The following is a 15197-nucleotide window of genomic DNA, read 5'->3' as shown; positions in this document are numbered from 1 at the left end:
CAACCTTCCCACCACCCCGCCCCACATGGTCTGCGAGGCAGGGCGGCGGGTAGGTCAGCCGCGAGGATCCAACTGTGAGGGACGTGGCACGTTCCGCAGATTCGACTTGGCCATCTGCACAGCCTCGCCGACGCCGCCGTTCATCACCATCTTCGACATCGCCAAAGCGAAGCCCTTCATCTGACCACCGGTGATGGTGGGCGGCAACGACAATGCCAGCGGATCGGTCACCAGATCAACCAAGGCCGGACCGTCGTGATCGAGCGCGGCGCGTAGGCCCGCTTCGATGTCCGCGGGATTCTCGATTCGGCGCGAGAAGATACCGAGCGCAGCAGCAACCGCCGCGTAGTCGACCGCGGGCACGTCGACCCCGAAATCCGGAAGGCCGTCGACCAGCATCTCGAGCTTGACCATTCCGAGCGTCGAGTTGTTGAACACCACGATCTTGACCGGCAACTTGTACATCGCGACGGTGACCAACTCACCGAGCAGCATCGACAATCCACCGTCGCCCGACACCGAGATGACCTGACGCCCCGGACTCGACCATGCCGCACCCATCGCATGTGGGAGCGCATTGGACATGGATCCGTGCAGCGCCGAGGAGATGAAGCGTCTCGATCCGTTCGGATTGAGATAGCGCGCAGTCCACACGTTGCACATCCCGGTGTCGGCGGTGAAGATTGCGTCGTCGGCCGCCAGATCGTCGAGGATCGAGGCCGCATACTCGGGATGAATGGGTGTGCGCTGCTTGACTGGATCCGTGTACGCACCAACCACTTTGGTCATCAGAGTGTTGTGCTTTGCGAGCGTATCCTCCAGGAACCCGCGGTCGGTTTTTCGATCGAGTTGCGGAATCAGTGCGCTCAAGGTGCTCGCGACGTCACCGTGCACCGCCAGGTCCAGGCTGGTTCGACGCCCCAACCGCTCGGCCGCGATGTCGATCTGAGCGGTACGAACGTCATCGGGCAAGAACTGGTCGTAAGGAAAGTCCGTTCCGATGAGGAGCAGAAGATCGGCTCCGTGGATACCGTCGTGCGCCGCGCCGTAACCGAGCAATCCCGTCATCCCGACGTCGTACGGGTTGTCGTACTGGATCCATTCCTTGCCGCGCAGCGAATGCCCGATGGGAGCCCCGACGGTTTCGGCCAGCGCCAACACCTCGGCGCGTGCGTCTCGCACGCCTGCGCCGGCGAAGATCGCAACCTTACGCGAGCCGTTGATCACATCTGCCAACGCCTTGACGTCACCGGCATCCGGAACGACTGTCGGCCTTCGGGTTTCGACGAGCGTCGGCGGGGAGCCTTCTGCCGGGCAATCGGCGATGTCCCCGGGAAGCACGATCACCGAGACGCCGTTTCGAGCCACCGAATGCTGAATCGCCGACTGCACCACGCGAGGTGATTGGACTGCCGTGCTGACGAGTTCGGTGTAACTCGAACATTCGATGAAGATCCGCTCGGGATGCGTTTCCTGAAAGTAGCCCATTCCGATCTGGGCGCTGGGGATGTGTGAGGCGATCGCGAGGACCGGCGCGCCCGAACGATGAGCGTCGTACAGGCCGTTGATCAGGTGAAGGTTTCCGGGACCGCAGGATCCGGCACACACTGCGAGTTTTCCGGTGATCTGGGCATCCGCTGCGGCCGCAAACGCAGCTGCTTCCTCATGACGGACGTGTATCCAGTCGATTCCGCCCTTTTCGGAACCACCGGTGCGACGTACCGCATCGACGATGGGATTGAGACTGTCACCGACAATTCCGTAGATCCGACTGACGCCCGCGTCAACGAGCTGCTGAACCAATTGATCTGCAACGGTTTTCGGACTCATCAGACCTCCATGACACACTCACGGGAGTCGGGATCGCCGACCCCCGCGAGTGACGATTTGCTTGTGGTTTATGCAGTGCTTCTTGTGGACTGCCGTTTCGTGAGGACTGCAGTGCGTTACTTGGGTTCGAGCACGAACACCGGGATCTCACGATCGGTCTTCGTCTGATAATCGGCGTAGTCGGGGTACGCAGCGACAGCGCGCTCCCACCAGATCGCCTTCTCGTCTCCGGTGACTTCACGAGCAACCAGGTCGAAGACCTGCGTCGCGTCACGCAGCGTGACGTGCGGATCGGCCTTGACGTTGTAGTACCAAACCGGATTCTTCGGAGCGCCACCAAGCGAAGCCACAACGGCATACGAGCCGTCGTGCTCAACGCGCATCAGCGGCGTCTTCCTGACCTTGCCGGACTTTGCCCCGACGGTCGTGAGAACGACGACGGGCATGCCGTTCATGTCGTTTCCCTCGGTGCCACCGGAGTTCTCGATGCGTGCGACCTGATCGGCGGCCCACGACGCTGGACTGGGTTCGTACTCACCTGTGATTGGCATGTGTACCAGTGAACACCCACTCGAGCACCTTGGCCACCGAACCACACCGACCAGGACCGTCGTCGGCACACTCCCCTGGTTGATCGATTAAGTGAGCTGCCGATCAATAAAGTTCGCTTGCCCGAACTCTCATCTCTGGCTACTCTGAAACCACAGCTTCGAACAGCCGTATCGCTAGCCAAGCCGCATCGAGAACAGACTGCACCGAGAAGGGGACGAGATGACTACCGCAGATATCTCCACTCGCGAATCACGCCCCTCGTCCGACCATTTCGTCGATCTGGCCGGGACTCAGTGGCCGCTGTACAAGATCGAAGCTCTCGCGGTCGGTTTTGTGCTGTTCGTGGTCGCCGGAGCTGTCACCCAGTCGATGCAGGTAGCCGTACTGACTGCCGCAACAGCCGCTGTGATCACCTGGTGGGCGCGTCGCGTGTACTACTCACGCACCACCTGATCACTCCACTCCCCGATCTCCCGCGAACCACGAAGGGACCTTGCTGCTGATGCAGCAGGTCCCTTCGTTCTGTTCAGGTGCGCTCGATCGGCGGTCAGACCGTCAGACAGCTCGGCCCGAGCAATGCCTTCAGGTCGCCCATCAGCGCCGAGGACGGTTCGACCCGAAGGACGTCGTCGACCTTCCACAAGCTGATCTCGGTTCCGCCGATCAGCCGGACATGGACGTCGGACGTTCCGGGGTGCCTCGTCAGCACCTGCTTGAGAGCACTGAGCTTGTCCTTGGTGCATTGCCGAAGGGGCAGTGAGACCGACAGGGGGCGTGCGACCCCGATCGCCGAAATATCAGGCACCGCAAGGTCGTTGCCGATCAGCGACATCCGATCGTCTCGGATCGAGACGCGAGCCTTGACCAACACGATGGCATCCTCGGCGATGTCCATTCCGTACACCGCGTACGCCTGTGGGAAGAACAGCACCTCGATTCCACCCACGAGATCTTCGAGCTGCACGATGCACCAGGTCAGACCGTTCTTGTTGACCCGGCGGTCCACCGAGGCGATGATGCCGCCGAGAGTTACCTGGGCACCGTCCTGAACGCCGCCTTCGAGTATCGCGGCGATGGACGTGTCGGACTGCTGGCGAAGAATGTGCTCGACGCCGTTGAGCGGGTGACCGGAAACATACAGCCCCAGCATCTCTCGTTCGAGTGCCAGGCGATGCTTGGAGTCCCACTCCTCCTCGGGAATCTTGACGTCGAACACCGAGGTGATCGACTCGTCCGCCTCGGCACCGCCGAAGAGGTCGAACTGTCCGATCGCCTCTGCCTTCTTGGTGCTCATCACGGAATCGATGGCGTCTGCATGGACCAACATCAGGCCCTTGCGCGGGTGACCCAACGAGTCGAAGGCACCGGCCTTGATGAGAGATTCGGTGACCTTCTTGTTGCAAGCCATCGCGTCGATCTTGCCGAGATAGTCGGAGAAATCGGTGAACTTCGATTTCTCCGTGCGCGCCTTGATGATCGAGGCAACGACGTTGGCGCCGACGTTGCGCACCGACCCCATACCGAAACGGATGTCGTCGCCGACCGTCGCGAAGTCGACGCGTGACTCGTTGACGTCCGGTGGGAGAACTGTGATGCCCAACTTGCGGCAGTCGGCGAGGTAGATCGCGGACTTGTCCTTGTCGTCACCGACGGATGTGAGCAGACCTGCCATGTACTCGGCCGGGTAGTTCGCCTTGAGGTACGCAGTCCAGTACGACACGAGTCCGTATCCGGCGGAGTGCGACTTGTTGAACGCGTACCCGGCGAAGGGAAGGACCGTGTCCCACAGCGCCTTGATGGCGGCCTCGCTGAAGTTGTTGTCCAACATGCCCTGCCGGAAGCCGGCGTAGGCCTTTTCCAGCTCGGACAGCTTCTTCTTACCCATGGCGCGACGCAGCAAGTCGGCCTGACCCAGGGTGTAACCGGCCACCTTCTGCGCCAGTTGCATGATCTGCTCCTGGTAGATGATCAGGCCGTACGTCTCCGAGAGGATCTCCGCGAGCGGCTCCTCCAACTCGGGGTGAATCGGCTTGACGTCTTCCAAGGCGTTCTTGCGCTTGGCGTACGAGATGTGGGCGTCCACACCCATCGGTCCCGGTCGATACAGCGCCAATGCGGCGACGATGTCGCCGAATCCGGTGGGCTGCATCAGTTTCAGCAACTCGCGCATACCGCCGCCGTCGAGCTGGAACACACCGAGAGTGTCGCCGCGGGCGAGCAGTTCGTATGTTGCCGCATCGTCCATCGGCAACGTGTCGAGGTCGAGGTCGATGCCGCGGTTGGCTTTGATGTTCTCGAGCGTGTCGCCGATAACCGTGAGGTTTCGCAGACCGAGGAAGTCCATCTTGAGCAGGCCGATAGCTTCACACGATGGGTAGTCCCAACCGGTGATGATGGCGCCGTCCTGGGCGCGCTTCCAGACCGGGATTGCGTCGGTGAGCGGTTCGGACGACATGATGACCGCGCAGGCGTGCACACCGGCGTTACGGATCAGCCCTTCCAGACCCACCGCGGTCTTGTAGATCTTCGCGACGTCCGGGCTGGAGTCGATGAGCGCTCGAACCTCGACTGCCTCCTTGTACCGCTCGTGCTTCGGATCGGTGATACCGGAAACCGAGATGTCCTTGGCCATGATGGGCGGCGGGAGCGCCTTGGTGATCTGATCGGCGATGGCAAAGCCCGGCTTGCCGAACTGGACGCGAGCCGAGTCCTTGATGGCAGCCTTGGTCTTGATGGTGCCGAAGGTGATGACCTGGGCGACCTTGTCGTTGCCCCACTTGTCCGTCGCGTAGCGAACCATCTCGCCGCGACGGCGATCATCGAAGTCGATATCGATATCGGGCATGGACACACGCTCGGGGTTGAGGAATCGCTCGAACAGCAACCCGTACGGGATGGGGTCGATGTTGGTGATACCCATCGCGTAGGCCACCAACGAACCGGCAGCCGATCCACGGCCGGGCCCGACGCGGATTCCGACGTCCTTGGCGTGGTTGATCAGGTCGCCGACCACCAGGAAGTAGGCCGGGAAGCCCATTTCGTTGATGACGCCGATCTCGTAGTCGGCGCGGGCGAGGTACTCCTGCGGAGGTCCGCTCGGGAAGCGGCGATCGAGTCCGCGCATCACCTCGGCGCGCAGGAAGGTCTGCTGCGTGTGACCCTCCGGGACCGGGAAGATCGGCATGCGGTCGTGGAACGCCCACACGTCCTCGTACGACTGCACACGCTCGCCGATGGCAACGGTGTTGTCGCACGCCCCCGGTACTTCGTTGTCCCAGATGGCGCGCATCTCGGCAGCGGACTTGAGGTAGTAGCCGTCGCCGTCGAACTTGAAGCGCGTGGGGTCGGACAGCGTCTTGCCGGTCTGGATACAGAGCAGCGCCTCGTGGTTCTCGGCGGCGTCCTTGGTGACGTAATGGCAGTCGTTGGTGGCAAGTGGCGGAATACCGAGTTGCTTGCCGATGTCGAGCAGACCCTCGCGCACCCGGCGCTCGATCGAGAGACCGTGATCCATCAGTTCGAGGAAGAAGTTGTCCGGTCCCCAGATCTCCTGCCACTTCGCGGCAGCTTCGAGAGCCTCGCGATCGTGACCGAGACGAAGACGCGTCTGAATCTCACCCGAAGGGCAACCGGTGGTGGCGATAATGCCCTCGGCGTGCGCCGCGATGAGTTCCTCGTCCATGCGAGGCCACTTGCCGAGCTGTCCCTCGATTGACGCGAGAGAAGACAGCTTGAAGAGGTTTCGGAGCCCCGTGGCGTTCTCGGCCACCATCGTCATGTGCGTGTACGCACCGCTACCGGAGACGTCGTCGGACTTCTGGCTGCGATCTCCCCAGAGAACTCGTTTGGTGTTGAAGCGAGACTCGGGTGCGATGTACGCCTCGATGCCGATGATCGGCTTGATGCCGGCACTCTTGGCCTCGTTGTAGAACTGGCTGGCGCCGTACATGTTTCCGTGGTCGGTCATGCCGACAGCGGTCATTTCGAGACGAGCGGCCTCCTCGAACATGGCGCCGACCTTGGCCGCACCGTCGAGCATCGAGTACTCGGTGTGATTGTGAAGATGTACGAACGAGTCAGCCACGTGCGCCTCTCTGAAGGTCTGGGAGCGAGATCGAGTGTATGCCGCGTTGCCGACACGTTCGGCGACCGCCATCGAGGAGTCGCAGTGTGCCGCCTCCGATCACGTGACCGGAACCTCAGGTTCGGCGCTCGACCTCATCGAACGCCGCGAACGTCGACTGGCGACGAAGGTATCTGTCGTGAAGATCACCAGCGCAGCCCAGATCAGAACGAAGCCGATCCAGCGTGAGGCCGGCATGTCCTCGTGCATGACGGCCACACCCCACGCCATCTGCAGCGCCGGGGTGAGGTACTGCAGCATGCCCATCGTCGCCAAGGGAACTCGCTGAGCGGCGACGCCGAACAGGAGCAGGGGCAGTGCAGTGACCGGGCCGGCGGCAAGCAGCAACAGGCTGTGTCCGGCGCCGCTGCTGATGAAGGCACCGGCCCCGGTCAGGCCGAGAAACACGAGGTAGCCGACCGCGAAGGGTGCGGCGACGACTCCCTCGGCAGTCAAACTGGTTCGGGGATCGAGCGGAACCACCTTCTTGACCAGCCCGTAGGTGGCAAACGAACCGGCGAGCACCAATGCGACGATCGGCGGTTTACCGAAGTCGACCGTGATCACGACAACTGCCGTTGCAGCGAGAACAAGGGCAGCGATCTGAGCGCGGCGCAATCGTTCGCGGAAGATCACGACGCCGAGCAGAACAGTGACCAGCGGGTTGATGAAGTACCCGAGGGCCGCCTCCACGACGCGGCCTGACACCACGGCATAGATGTACGTTCCCCAGTTCACCGCGATCGCCGCTGATGCCGCGGTCACCAGCAGCCAGGTGCGTGCGCTGATTCCGCGAAGCGATCCGAGGCGGCCGGCAAAGGCCAACACGATCAGCATTAACAGAAGGGTCCACACCACCCGGTGCGCAAGGATCTCGACCGGATCGGCGAAGTCGAGTAGCCCAAAGAATGCCGGGAACGTTCCCCACAACAGGAAAGCCGCCACACCGTAGAAGATCCCCGAGGACGAACCGGACCTAGCGCGTTCGTCCTTGTTCACAGAACCGGAGTTCACGGAACCGGAGTTCACGGGACCGGGCCGTCGTCGGGGCCGGGAGCAACGACGTCCACGTACTCCGGCAGCAATGGACGGACGGCCGCCAACCACGGCGAGGCGTCGGACGGCAATGCTTCCACTGCACGGACGTTCGAGTCATGTTCGATCGCTTCGAGTCCTTCGGGAGTAGCTCGCACCAGCACGCCCACCGCGCAGGCGCACCCGGCGGACAATTGCTTCGCCGACGCGAGCGCCACCTGTTGCTGACGATCGGTGTCGCCGCCGAGCGAGATCAGTCGCGTGGCTGCAACACCGGGCGATCTGCGCACTGCTTCGTCGTTGTCGGGAACGGGCACGGACATGAGCGGCGTCTGGACGCGCTCGATCGGAACTCGGAACATGACCCTGGACACGCGAACGCCCGAGACCTCAGCGCCCGGCACCTGAACACTGCTGGTCGACGTGATGACCTCGTCGACGGTGAGTGCCTTCGTGAACGAGACCAACGCCCACACCGGCCCGTCGACCGACGCGACAGAATCTCGCGCTCGCTCGAGGTAGCCCGGCACAGCTTCCCCACTGTCCGGACCGAGAGTGTCCGTCGTGATCGGCGGGGTCGGCACGGGATTCGCGAACCCCACGCCCACCACCGCCGCCACGCCGACCACCACCGCGACGACGGCCAGCGCGGGGGTAAGCCCGCGCGGTGTCATGAGGACCGGAGAACTTCGAGTGCGTGTTCGAGATCCTTCGGGTACTTGCTCTTGATCTCGACCCAACGACCGTCCGCCGGGTGGGCGAAGCCGAGCGAGACTGCGTGCAGCCACTGGCGTTCGAGACCGAGCCTCTCGGCAAGTCGGGGGTCCGCGCCGTAGGTCAGGTCGCCGCAGCACGGATGGCGCAACGCCGAGAAGTGGACACGGATCTGGTGTGTGCGACCGGTTTCGAGGTGCACGTCCAGCAGACTCGCTGCCTGGAACGCCTCGATGGTGTCGTAGTGCGTGACGCTGGGCTTGCCGTCGGCCGTGACCGTGAATCGCCAGTCGTTCCCGTGGTGGCGTCCGATGGGGGCGTCGATGGTTCCGCTGCTCGGGTCGGGGTGTCCCTGCACGAGAGCGTGGTAGCGCTTGTCGATGGTCCGCTGCTTGAAAGCGCGCTTGAGCAACGTGTATGCGCGCTCGGAGGTGGCAACCACCATGACACCCGACGTTCCGACGTCCAGACGGTGGACGATGCCCTGACGCTCGTGGGCACCGGACGTCGAGATACGGAAACCGGCCGCGGCAAGTCCGCCGATGACGGTCGGTCCCGTCCACCCGACGCTGGCGTGCGCGGCAACTCCGACGGGCTTGTCGACTGCAACGACGTCGTCGTCGGCGTAGAGGATCTCCATCCCCTCGACCGGTGTCGCCTCGATGGTCAAGGGCCGCGGCGGTTCGGGCAGGACAACCTCGAGCCACGATCCTGCGGTCAGACGATCGGACTTGCCGACGGCCACACCGTCGACGAGTACCGAGCCTTCTTCCGCGAGTGTCGCGACCACGGTGCGCGAGAGTCCGAGGAGGCGCGCCAGGCCGGCATCGACCCGCATGGCGTCGAGGCCGTCGGGCACGGGCATCGAACGGGATTCCCTCACTTGGTTTCTCCCTCGGCTGCGGCCTTCGATTCGGTGAGCTTCTTGTCGTCCGCCTTGTGATCACGCAGGCGTTCACCGTTGGGTTCGAAGCCGAAAAGAGTCAGTACGACAAGCAGGATCGCGCCACAGACGATCGCGGAATCCGCGATGTTGAACACGGGCCACCAACCGACGGAGACGAAGTCCACCACATGTCCGCGCATGATTCCGGGAGAGCGGAAGAATCGGTCGACGAGGTTACCCAGCGCGCCGCCGAGAACGAGGCCGAGACCGAGCGCCCACCACGGTGATCGGAGCGTGCGACCGATCTTGATCACACCGATGACGACACCGATGGCGACGAGGGTGAGGATCCACGTCATCGACGTCGCCATCGAGAACGCTGCACCGGGATTGCGCACCATCGTGAATGTGACCACGTCACCGATGATTTCGATCGGCTGCCCCGGCTTGACCGCGGCGACGGCCCACACCTTCGTGAGAATGTCCGAGAGCAGGATGACAGCGGCGATGGCAATGAGCATGGTCAGCCGGCGGGGCTTTGCGACCGGCGCAACCGCCAGGTCACCCTCTTCCGATTTCACGGCTTCCGATTTCACGGCTTCCGGTTTCACGGTTTCGGGCTCGTCGGCCTTCGAGATTTCGGTAATCGGCTGATCCTCCGCGTTGACATCTCGGTCTGGGTGGTCTGTACTCACGCAACCATCATCCCTCATGTTCACCGCACCGGGTCACGCACTCTGCAACTGCGGCTAGCCTGGAGCGCGTGCCACTGCTGTCCACGACCGGCCGACGAGTTCCGTTCGCCCTCGCTGCCCTCGCTCTCACCACCGTTCTCACCGCTTGCGGCGACTCGGATCAACCTCCCACCACACCTACCTCGTCGCCGAGCGAAGTCACTGTTCCGGTGACCGCCGCCACCGTCGAGGTACTCGATGCGGGAAGCGAACCGCGCGAGGTGTTGCGCATGAACTTGCCTGTCGGCACCACGCAGACGGCGACGCTCGTCACCCAGGCGGTCGTGAGTCAGCAGATCGATCAACAGCCGGCACAAGATTTCTCTTCGCCGGAGATCACGATCCCGCTCTCGGCAAACGTGACCGCTGACGATCCCACCGCTGTCGTGGACCTGACGCTGTCGTCGATGACCTCGCCGGATGCAACGCTGCAGGCAGCGCTGAGCGGGGCCGACGGATCTGCGGCCGGATTGTCGGTCACGGATTCGGGCGCCATCACCGCCCTACGGTTGAAGCCGTCCGCCAACTCGGCCAATGCTGCCCGCGCTGCAATCGAACAGGCGCTCGGCCAAGCGGTCTACCGGACCGTTGCACTCCCCGACGCTCCGGTCGGTGTCGGCGCACGTTGGGTGGTTCGACAACAAGTCAGCAGTGAAATCCTGCTCGATCAGACAACCACCGTCACGCTCACCGCGCGGGAGGGCAATCGGCTTTCGCTCGCGGTGGACGTATCGCAGACCCCGCAGAGCCCGGTCTGGAACCTGGCCGGTGACGCCGGAACGCTGAACATCGATCAGTACGTCATGGCCGGCTCCGGAAACCTCACCGTCGACCTCTCACTCCCCTTGCCGATCGCCGGACAGATGACCGTCGGCGGCGACCAGGCGTACGGCGATCCGGACAGTTCCTCGGTGATCCGGCAGACGATCTCCAACAGCATTCGGTGGGAATCGTGACACGCCGGTCGCTCGCACTGGGCCTGACAACAACGGCGGCACTGTTCGTCGTCACCGGTTGCGGCTCGGACGACTCTCCTAGTGCTGACACAACTACGCAGGTTTCCGCCCCACAGGTCGGCTTGGCGCCGTTCACAGCTGCTCCGGCCGCACCGCTGAGCGGGGCACCTCTCGACCGTGATGCGCTGCAACGAGCCGCGCTCACCCTCTCCGAACTACCTGCGGACTTCGACATAGTTCCCGACCCGGTCGACGACCTCGGCCTCGCACCGGCGCCGGAGAGTTCGGAGGCGGACAAGTCGAGCACCGACCCCGCCGTCTGCGCTCAGGTTCTGGCACCGATAGCCACCCAGGCCGCCGGATCCGTCGCCGACCTCTCCGACATGTTCACCGGCCCCGATTTCACGAGCATCGATCAGGACTCTGCTTCGTACGCCGACGGCGCAGCGGCAGCAGCAGCTTTCGAGAAACTTCAGACCACGCTGGCCGGGTGCGCGGAATATTCGGGAACCGATGCCGACGGAACGACAATCACCTATCGCGTCGGCGGAGCGTCGGACCCGAACGTCGGCGACGCGTCTTTCGCTTTCCGAATCATCACGGAGAGTGGCGGTTTCACCTTGGTCGCCGATGCGATCGTGGCCGCAGTCGGGACCACGTTGACCCAGGTGTCCGCAACTGCGCCGAGTCCGATCGCCCCCGACGTGCTGCACTCGATGGCATCGGCCGCCGCCGATCGCCTGCGCGCACAAACGCCCTGACAACGAGCGGATTAGTCCCGTCTCGGCCTTACGCGAATGATTCGGGACCACAGACCCTTTGACAACTGCCCGTCCACACTGAACGGTGAGAGTAGGTACGAAACAGACCAACGCGACACACTGATGTGAGGAGCCAGAGTTCATGCCGGAACCCAGAAGGTCAGATCACACCGATTACGTAGCCGTCAATCCGATCTTCTCGAGGCCCGGCGAGGATTCGGTTGCATCGAAGTACACACTCGAACCCGACGGCATGCTTCCCGAGACCGCCTATCAGATCGTCCACGACGAAACGATGCTCGACGGCAATGCGCGGCTCAATCTCGCGACGTTCGTCAGCACGTGGATGGACGACCACGCCACCAAGCTGTATACCGAGTCGTTCGACAAGAACATGATCGACAAGGACGAGTATCCACAGACCGCCGCGATCGAAACCTATTGCTGGCGCATCCTTGCCGACCTCTGGCACTCGCCCTCCCCCAAGGACGCAATCGGTACCTCGACGATCGGTTCGTCCGAGGCGTGCATGCTCGGTGGCCTGGCGATGAAACGACGCTGGCAGCACGCACGAAAAGCCGCGGGGAAATCCACCGAAAAACCAAATCTCATCATGAGTTCCGCCGTCCAGGTGTGCTGGGAGAAATTCTGCAACTACTGGGACGTCGAGGCGCGCTACGTGCCGATCAGCGAGCAACACCGGACCCTCGACGGTCACGATCTGGACAAGTACGTCGACGAGAACACCATCGGCGTAATCGCGATCATGGGAGTCACGTACACCGGGATGTACGAGCCGGTCCTGGAAATCTCGAAGGCACTCGACGCGATCCAGGAAAAGACGGGACTCGACGTTCCCATCCACGTCGACGGCGCTTCCGGCGCAATGATCGCCCCGTTCCTACAGCCGGAACTCGAATGGGATTTCCGGCTCCCGCGCGTGCACTCCATCAACACCTCGGCGCACAAGTACGGACTCGTCTACCCCGGCCTCGGCTGGGTGGTCTGGCGATCGCAGGATCTACTTCCCGACGACCTCGTCTTCAAGGTGAGCTACCTCGGCGGCAGTATGCCGACCTTCGCGCTGAACTTCTCGCGGCCCGGCGCTCAGGTGATCCTGCAGTTCTACTTGTTCCTGCGTCTCGGCCACGACGGCTATCGCGCGATCCAGCAGTCCTCACAGGACGTGGCGAAATTCCTCGCCGAAGGAATCGGGAAGCTCGACGCCTTCGAATTGTGGAACGACGGTTCCGACATCCCGGTCTTCGCGTGGCGCCTCGCCGAGGGCCACACGTCCAACTGGACGCTGTACGACCTGTCCGACCGGCTGCGGGGCAAGGGCTGGTTGGTGCCGGCCTATCCCATGCCGGACGATCTCTCGGATCTGACAGTGCAGCGCATCGTGGTTCGTAACGGACTGAGCATGGACCTGGCAGCCAATCTGCTGCGCATCATCGAAGAGGAAACCGCGTTCCTCGACGAACTCGACAGCCCGATGCCGCGGCCACGCGTCACCGAGGGATTCCATCACTGACGACGCTCACTGCATGAAGAGCGGCCGCCGACTCCCTTTCGGGGGTCGACGGCCGCTCTGGTGTTTCAGGTGTTGCGCAGAGATCAAGCAGCGCAAGCAGGCGAGGTCAGACCTGCAACGCCCACGATCTGGCAAGCGGTGGTCTTCGAGAGCTTCCAGACGCCGTCCTCGTAGACGAACGAAGCCTGCAGACCCTGCTGCAGCGGCTGGCCGTTGACGACGATGTTCAGCGAAGCTGCGGCCGTCTCGCTACCCGTGTCGGTGACCGGGTCGAGGATCTCGACCTGCGCGCCGGCAGCCTTGGCGGCAGCGGCGACCTGGTTGATCAGCTCGGGATCCTGCTCGGCGCCCTGGACGAGGTTGACCTTGTCTGCGGCCGGAACGGTCTCGTCGAGTGCCTGAGCGACCTTGCCGTTGAGCTCAGCAGACGTCGGGAGCTCGGGAGCTGCAACGTCCGTGGTGCTGGTGGTGGCCGTCGCACTCTTGGACGTCGTGGTGGGTGAGTCGGTCTTGTCATCCGAGCCACAAGCGGTCATCGTCAGGGCTGCTGCGATCGCCACGGCTGCAACGGTCATCTTCTGAAGCTTCAACTTCTCAGTCCTATCCATTCGGGTGTTCACATTCGAGCGTCAGTCGAACATCGTGCTTGCTCGAGGATCGTCGACAACATTACCCAACGGTAAGCGGAAAAAGTCTAAGGACATCCTCAGAGAAGGCTGTCGACCGCATCTGCTACCTCGAGCACCTCATCCGATTCGGCGAAGGTTTTGGCTATTCCCGTTCCGCTGGAACGGGTTTCGAAGCGAACTGTCACCACTCCGTGCCCGGCGCCTTGCACCCAACCGTGTCCGTATTCTGGATGCTTCACGTCCAAACCAGGGTGCCAGTAGCGCTGAGGGACGCGTGCGGCCACCGGAACGTCGAGTTCGGCCTCATCGAGGGCGCCCGTGAGAGTCTCGACCGGATAGCCGGGAACATCCTGATCCAACTCGGGAAAAAGTGATCCTTGCCGAACGGTGGACAAACCGGCGAATCCCACACCGACGAGGCGAATCGGCCCCAATTCCTGCGGGTCGATGACCTGTTTCTGCGCAGTCGCGACAAGGATTTGGCGGTCGATGGTGGCAAACGGCAACGTCACGGATCGCGTCAGAATGCTCATATCGGACTTCTTGAGCTTCAGTACGACGGTGCGAGCTGCTCTTCCGTCCTTCTCCAGCCTGGAAAATGCTGCGCGACCACTACTTTCGACGGCCGCGCGCAGTTGCGCCATAGTGACGATGTCTGCGGCGAACGTGGATTCCGCGCTGATCTGCTTGGATTCGGCACGCTCCGCGACCGGCCGATCGTCGATCCCCTGCGCGAGCCGATGCAACCCCGGTCCGACAGTGGTTCCGAGTATCGACGCCACCTCCGCTATGGGAGTGCGGGCAAACCCTCCGATGGTTTCGATGCCGAGACGCTTCAGCTTTTCCTCGGCAACAGGGCCGATCCCCCACAGCTTTCGCACCGGAAGTGGATCGAGCAACTCGTGCTGCATCCCGGGAGGAATCACTGCGACGCCGTCGGGCTTTGCCAGTCCCGACGCGATCTTGGCGACCTGCTTACCTGCGCCGGCACCGATCGAGGCGACCAACCCGGTCTCGGCTTTGATCAACGCCCGCAGGTCCTCACAAAACGCGCGGACCTCGTCGGCGCCGACTCCGGCCAATTCCACTGGTTCGCCGAATGCCTCGTCCACCGACAATTGCTCGAGGATCGGCATACGAAGGCGCAACGCGTCGAAGGTGCGTTTACTCAGAACTGAATACAACGACATCCGCGGTGGCAATACCACCGCTCCGCCACCGACCATCCGGCGTGCTTGGTGCATCGGCATTGCCGAACGCGCACCGAAAACTCTCGCTTCGTAACTTGCCCCGGCCACCACTCCGCGCCCGCCCAAGCCGCCGACCAGCACCGGCCGACCTCGCAGCGTGGGACGCGTCAACTGCTCGGCGGAAGCGAAAAACGCATCCATGTCGAGATGCAGCACCCACCTGCGACTTCGTGTGGGATCACCTTGATTCATC

Annotated in this window: 13 protein-coding genes; 4 read left to right on the top strand and 9 right to left on the bottom strand. The window is 62.9% G+C overall.

What is annotated here, in order from left to right; genetic code table 11:
• Positions 1 to 54: 54 nt before the first annotated feature.
• Together CPI83_RS12625 and CPI83_RS12620 are read right to left on the bottom strand one after the other, a co-directional pair.
• On the bottom strand, positions 55 to 1830 hold the full coding sequence (locus CPI83_RS12625; RefSeq protein ID WP_097387284.1) for a pyruvate dehydrogenase: 1776 nt from the start codon (positions 1828 to 1830) through the stop codon (positions 55 to 57).
• A gap of 116 nt (positions 1831 to 1946) precedes the next feature.
• Entirely contained in the window at positions 1947 to 2381 is a 435-nt protein-coding gene (locus CPI83_RS12620) for a nitroreductase family deazaflavin-dependent oxidoreductase (protein ID WP_019748853.1), read from the bottom strand.
• Between the two features lie 220 nt (positions 2382 to 2601).
• On the opposite strand from CPI83_RS12620, the gene CPI83_RS12615 reads away from it, so the two are divergent.
• Positions 2602 to 2835 carry a hypothetical protein gene (locus tag CPI83_RS12615; RefSeq protein WP_020908060.1) on the top strand — a complete coding sequence of 78 codons (234 nt, stop codon included), beginning with the start codon at positions 2602 to 2604 and terminating at the stop codon, positions 2833 to 2835.
• Positions 2836 to 2929: 94 nt separating this feature from the next.
• Here the strand turns inward: CPI83_RS12615 and dnaE are convergent, their stop codons facing one another.
• The 5 genes from dnaE to lspA all read right to left on the bottom strand — a co-directional run bounded on the left by dnaE (position 2930) and on the right by lspA (position 9835).
• On the bottom strand, positions 2930 to 6466 hold the full coding sequence (gene dnaE / locus CPI83_RS12610; protein WP_007733155.1) for a DNA polymerase III subunit alpha: 3537 nt from the start codon (positions 6464 to 6466) through the stop codon (positions 2930 to 2932).
• A 99-nt stretch (positions 6467 to 6565) separates the two neighbouring features.
• On the bottom strand, positions 6566 to 7504 hold the full coding sequence (rarD, locus tag CPI83_RS12605) for an EamA family transporter RarD (RefSeq protein ID WP_037120403.1): 939 nt from the start codon (positions 7502 to 7504) through the stop codon (positions 6566 to 6568).
• 26 nt (positions 7505 to 7530) lie between these two features.
• Positions 7531 to 8214 (bottom strand): hypothetical protein, encoded by a 684-nt coding sequence (locus CPI83_RS12600; RefSeq protein ID WP_019748857.1) that lies wholly within the window; start codon positions 8212 to 8214, stop codon positions 7531 to 7533.
• On the bottom strand, positions 8211 to 9137 hold the full coding sequence (locus tag CPI83_RS12595) for an RluA family pseudouridine synthase (RefSeq protein WP_007733161.1): 927 nt from the start codon (positions 9135 to 9137) through the stop codon (positions 8211 to 8213). Before CPI83_RS12595 ends, CPI83_RS12600 begins: the two co-directional genes overlap by 4 nt.
• On the bottom strand, positions 9134 to 9835 hold the full coding sequence (lspA, locus tag CPI83_RS12590; RefSeq protein ID WP_097387283.1) for a signal peptidase II: 702 nt from the start codon (positions 9833 to 9835) through the stop codon (positions 9134 to 9136). The genes CPI83_RS12595 and lspA overlap by 4 nt, the downstream gene beginning before the upstream one ends.
• 68 nt (positions 9836 to 9903) lie before the next feature.
• Here lspA and CPI83_RS12585 point away from each other — a divergent pair, with 68 nt between their 5' ends.
• The 3 genes from CPI83_RS12585 (at position 9904) to CPI83_RS12575 (ending at position 13125) form a co-directional block, all read left to right on the top strand.
• Positions 9904 to 10830 (top strand): hypothetical protein, encoded by a 927-nt coding sequence (locus CPI83_RS12585; protein WP_097387282.1) that lies wholly within the window; start codon positions 9904 to 9906, stop codon positions 10828 to 10830.
• Positions 10827 to 11591: a sensor domain-containing protein gene (locus tag CPI83_RS12580; RefSeq protein WP_232816917.1), complete on the top strand. Its 765-nt coding sequence runs from the start codon at positions 10827 to 10829 to the stop codon at positions 11589 to 11591. Before CPI83_RS12585 ends, CPI83_RS12580 begins: the two co-directional genes overlap by 4 nt.
• A 142-nt stretch (positions 11592 to 11733) precedes the next feature.
• Positions 11734 to 13125 (top strand): glutamate decarboxylase, encoded by a 1392-nt coding sequence (locus tag CPI83_RS12575; protein WP_097387281.1) that lies wholly within the window; start codon positions 11734 to 11736, stop codon positions 13123 to 13125.
• Positions 13126 to 13208: 83 nt separating this feature from the next.
• On the opposite strand, the gene CPI83_RS12570 is transcribed toward CPI83_RS12575, so the two are convergent.
• Both CPI83_RS12570 and CPI83_RS12565 read right to left on the bottom strand, forming a co-directional pair.
• Positions 13209 to 13700 carry a hypothetical protein gene (locus CPI83_RS12570; RefSeq protein ID WP_228117853.1) on the bottom strand — a complete coding sequence of 164 codons (492 nt, stop codon included), beginning with the start codon at positions 13698 to 13700 and terminating at the stop codon, positions 13209 to 13211.
• A 131-nt stretch (positions 13701 to 13831) separates the two neighbouring features.
• Complete coding sequence (locus CPI83_RS12565) at positions 13832 to 15196, bottom strand: DNA polymerase IV (RefSeq protein WP_019748863.1); 1365 nt, start codon at positions 15194 to 15196, stop codon at positions 13832 to 13834.
• Position 15197: the final 1 nt, after the last annotated feature.

Origin of the sequence: Rhodococcus sp. H-CA8f, from assembly GCF_002501585.1 — a bacterium.
GTDB lineage: Bacteria > Actinomycetota > Actinomycetes > Mycobacteriales > Mycobacteriaceae > Rhodococcus_F > Rhodococcus_F erythropolis.
The sequence above is the reverse complement of the archived record's forward strand: the minus strand, read 5'-3'. Positions and strand labels throughout refer to the sequence as shown.

Coding starts and splice junctions, on each gene's coding strand:
- CPI83_RS12575 (WP_097387281.1), top strand. CDS start 11,734: ATGCCGGAACCCAGAAGGTCAGATCACACCGATTACGTAGCCGTCAAT.
- CPI83_RS12570 (WP_228117853.1), bottom strand. CDS start 13,700: ATGACCGTTGCAGCCGTGGCGATCGCAGCAGCCCTGACGATGACCGCT.
- CPI83_RS12600 (WP_019748857.1), bottom strand. CDS start 8,214: ATGACACCGCGCGGGCTTACCCCCGCGCTGGCCGTCGTCGCGGTGGTG.
- CPI83_RS12565 (WP_019748863.1), bottom strand. CDS start 15,196: ATGAATCAAGGTGATCCCACACGAAGTCGCAGGTGGGTGCTGCATCTC.
- CPI83_RS12625 (WP_097387284.1), bottom strand. CDS start 1,830: ATGAGTCCGAAAACCGTTGCAGATCAATTGGTTCAGCAGCTCGTTGAC.
- CPI83_RS12620 (WP_019748853.1), bottom strand. CDS start 2,381: ATGCCAATCACAGGTGAGTACGAACCCAGTCCAGCGTCGTGGGCCGCC.
- CPI83_RS12615 (WP_020908060.1), top strand. CDS start 2,602: ATGACTACCGCAGATATCTCCACTCGCGAATCACGCCCCTCGTCCGAC.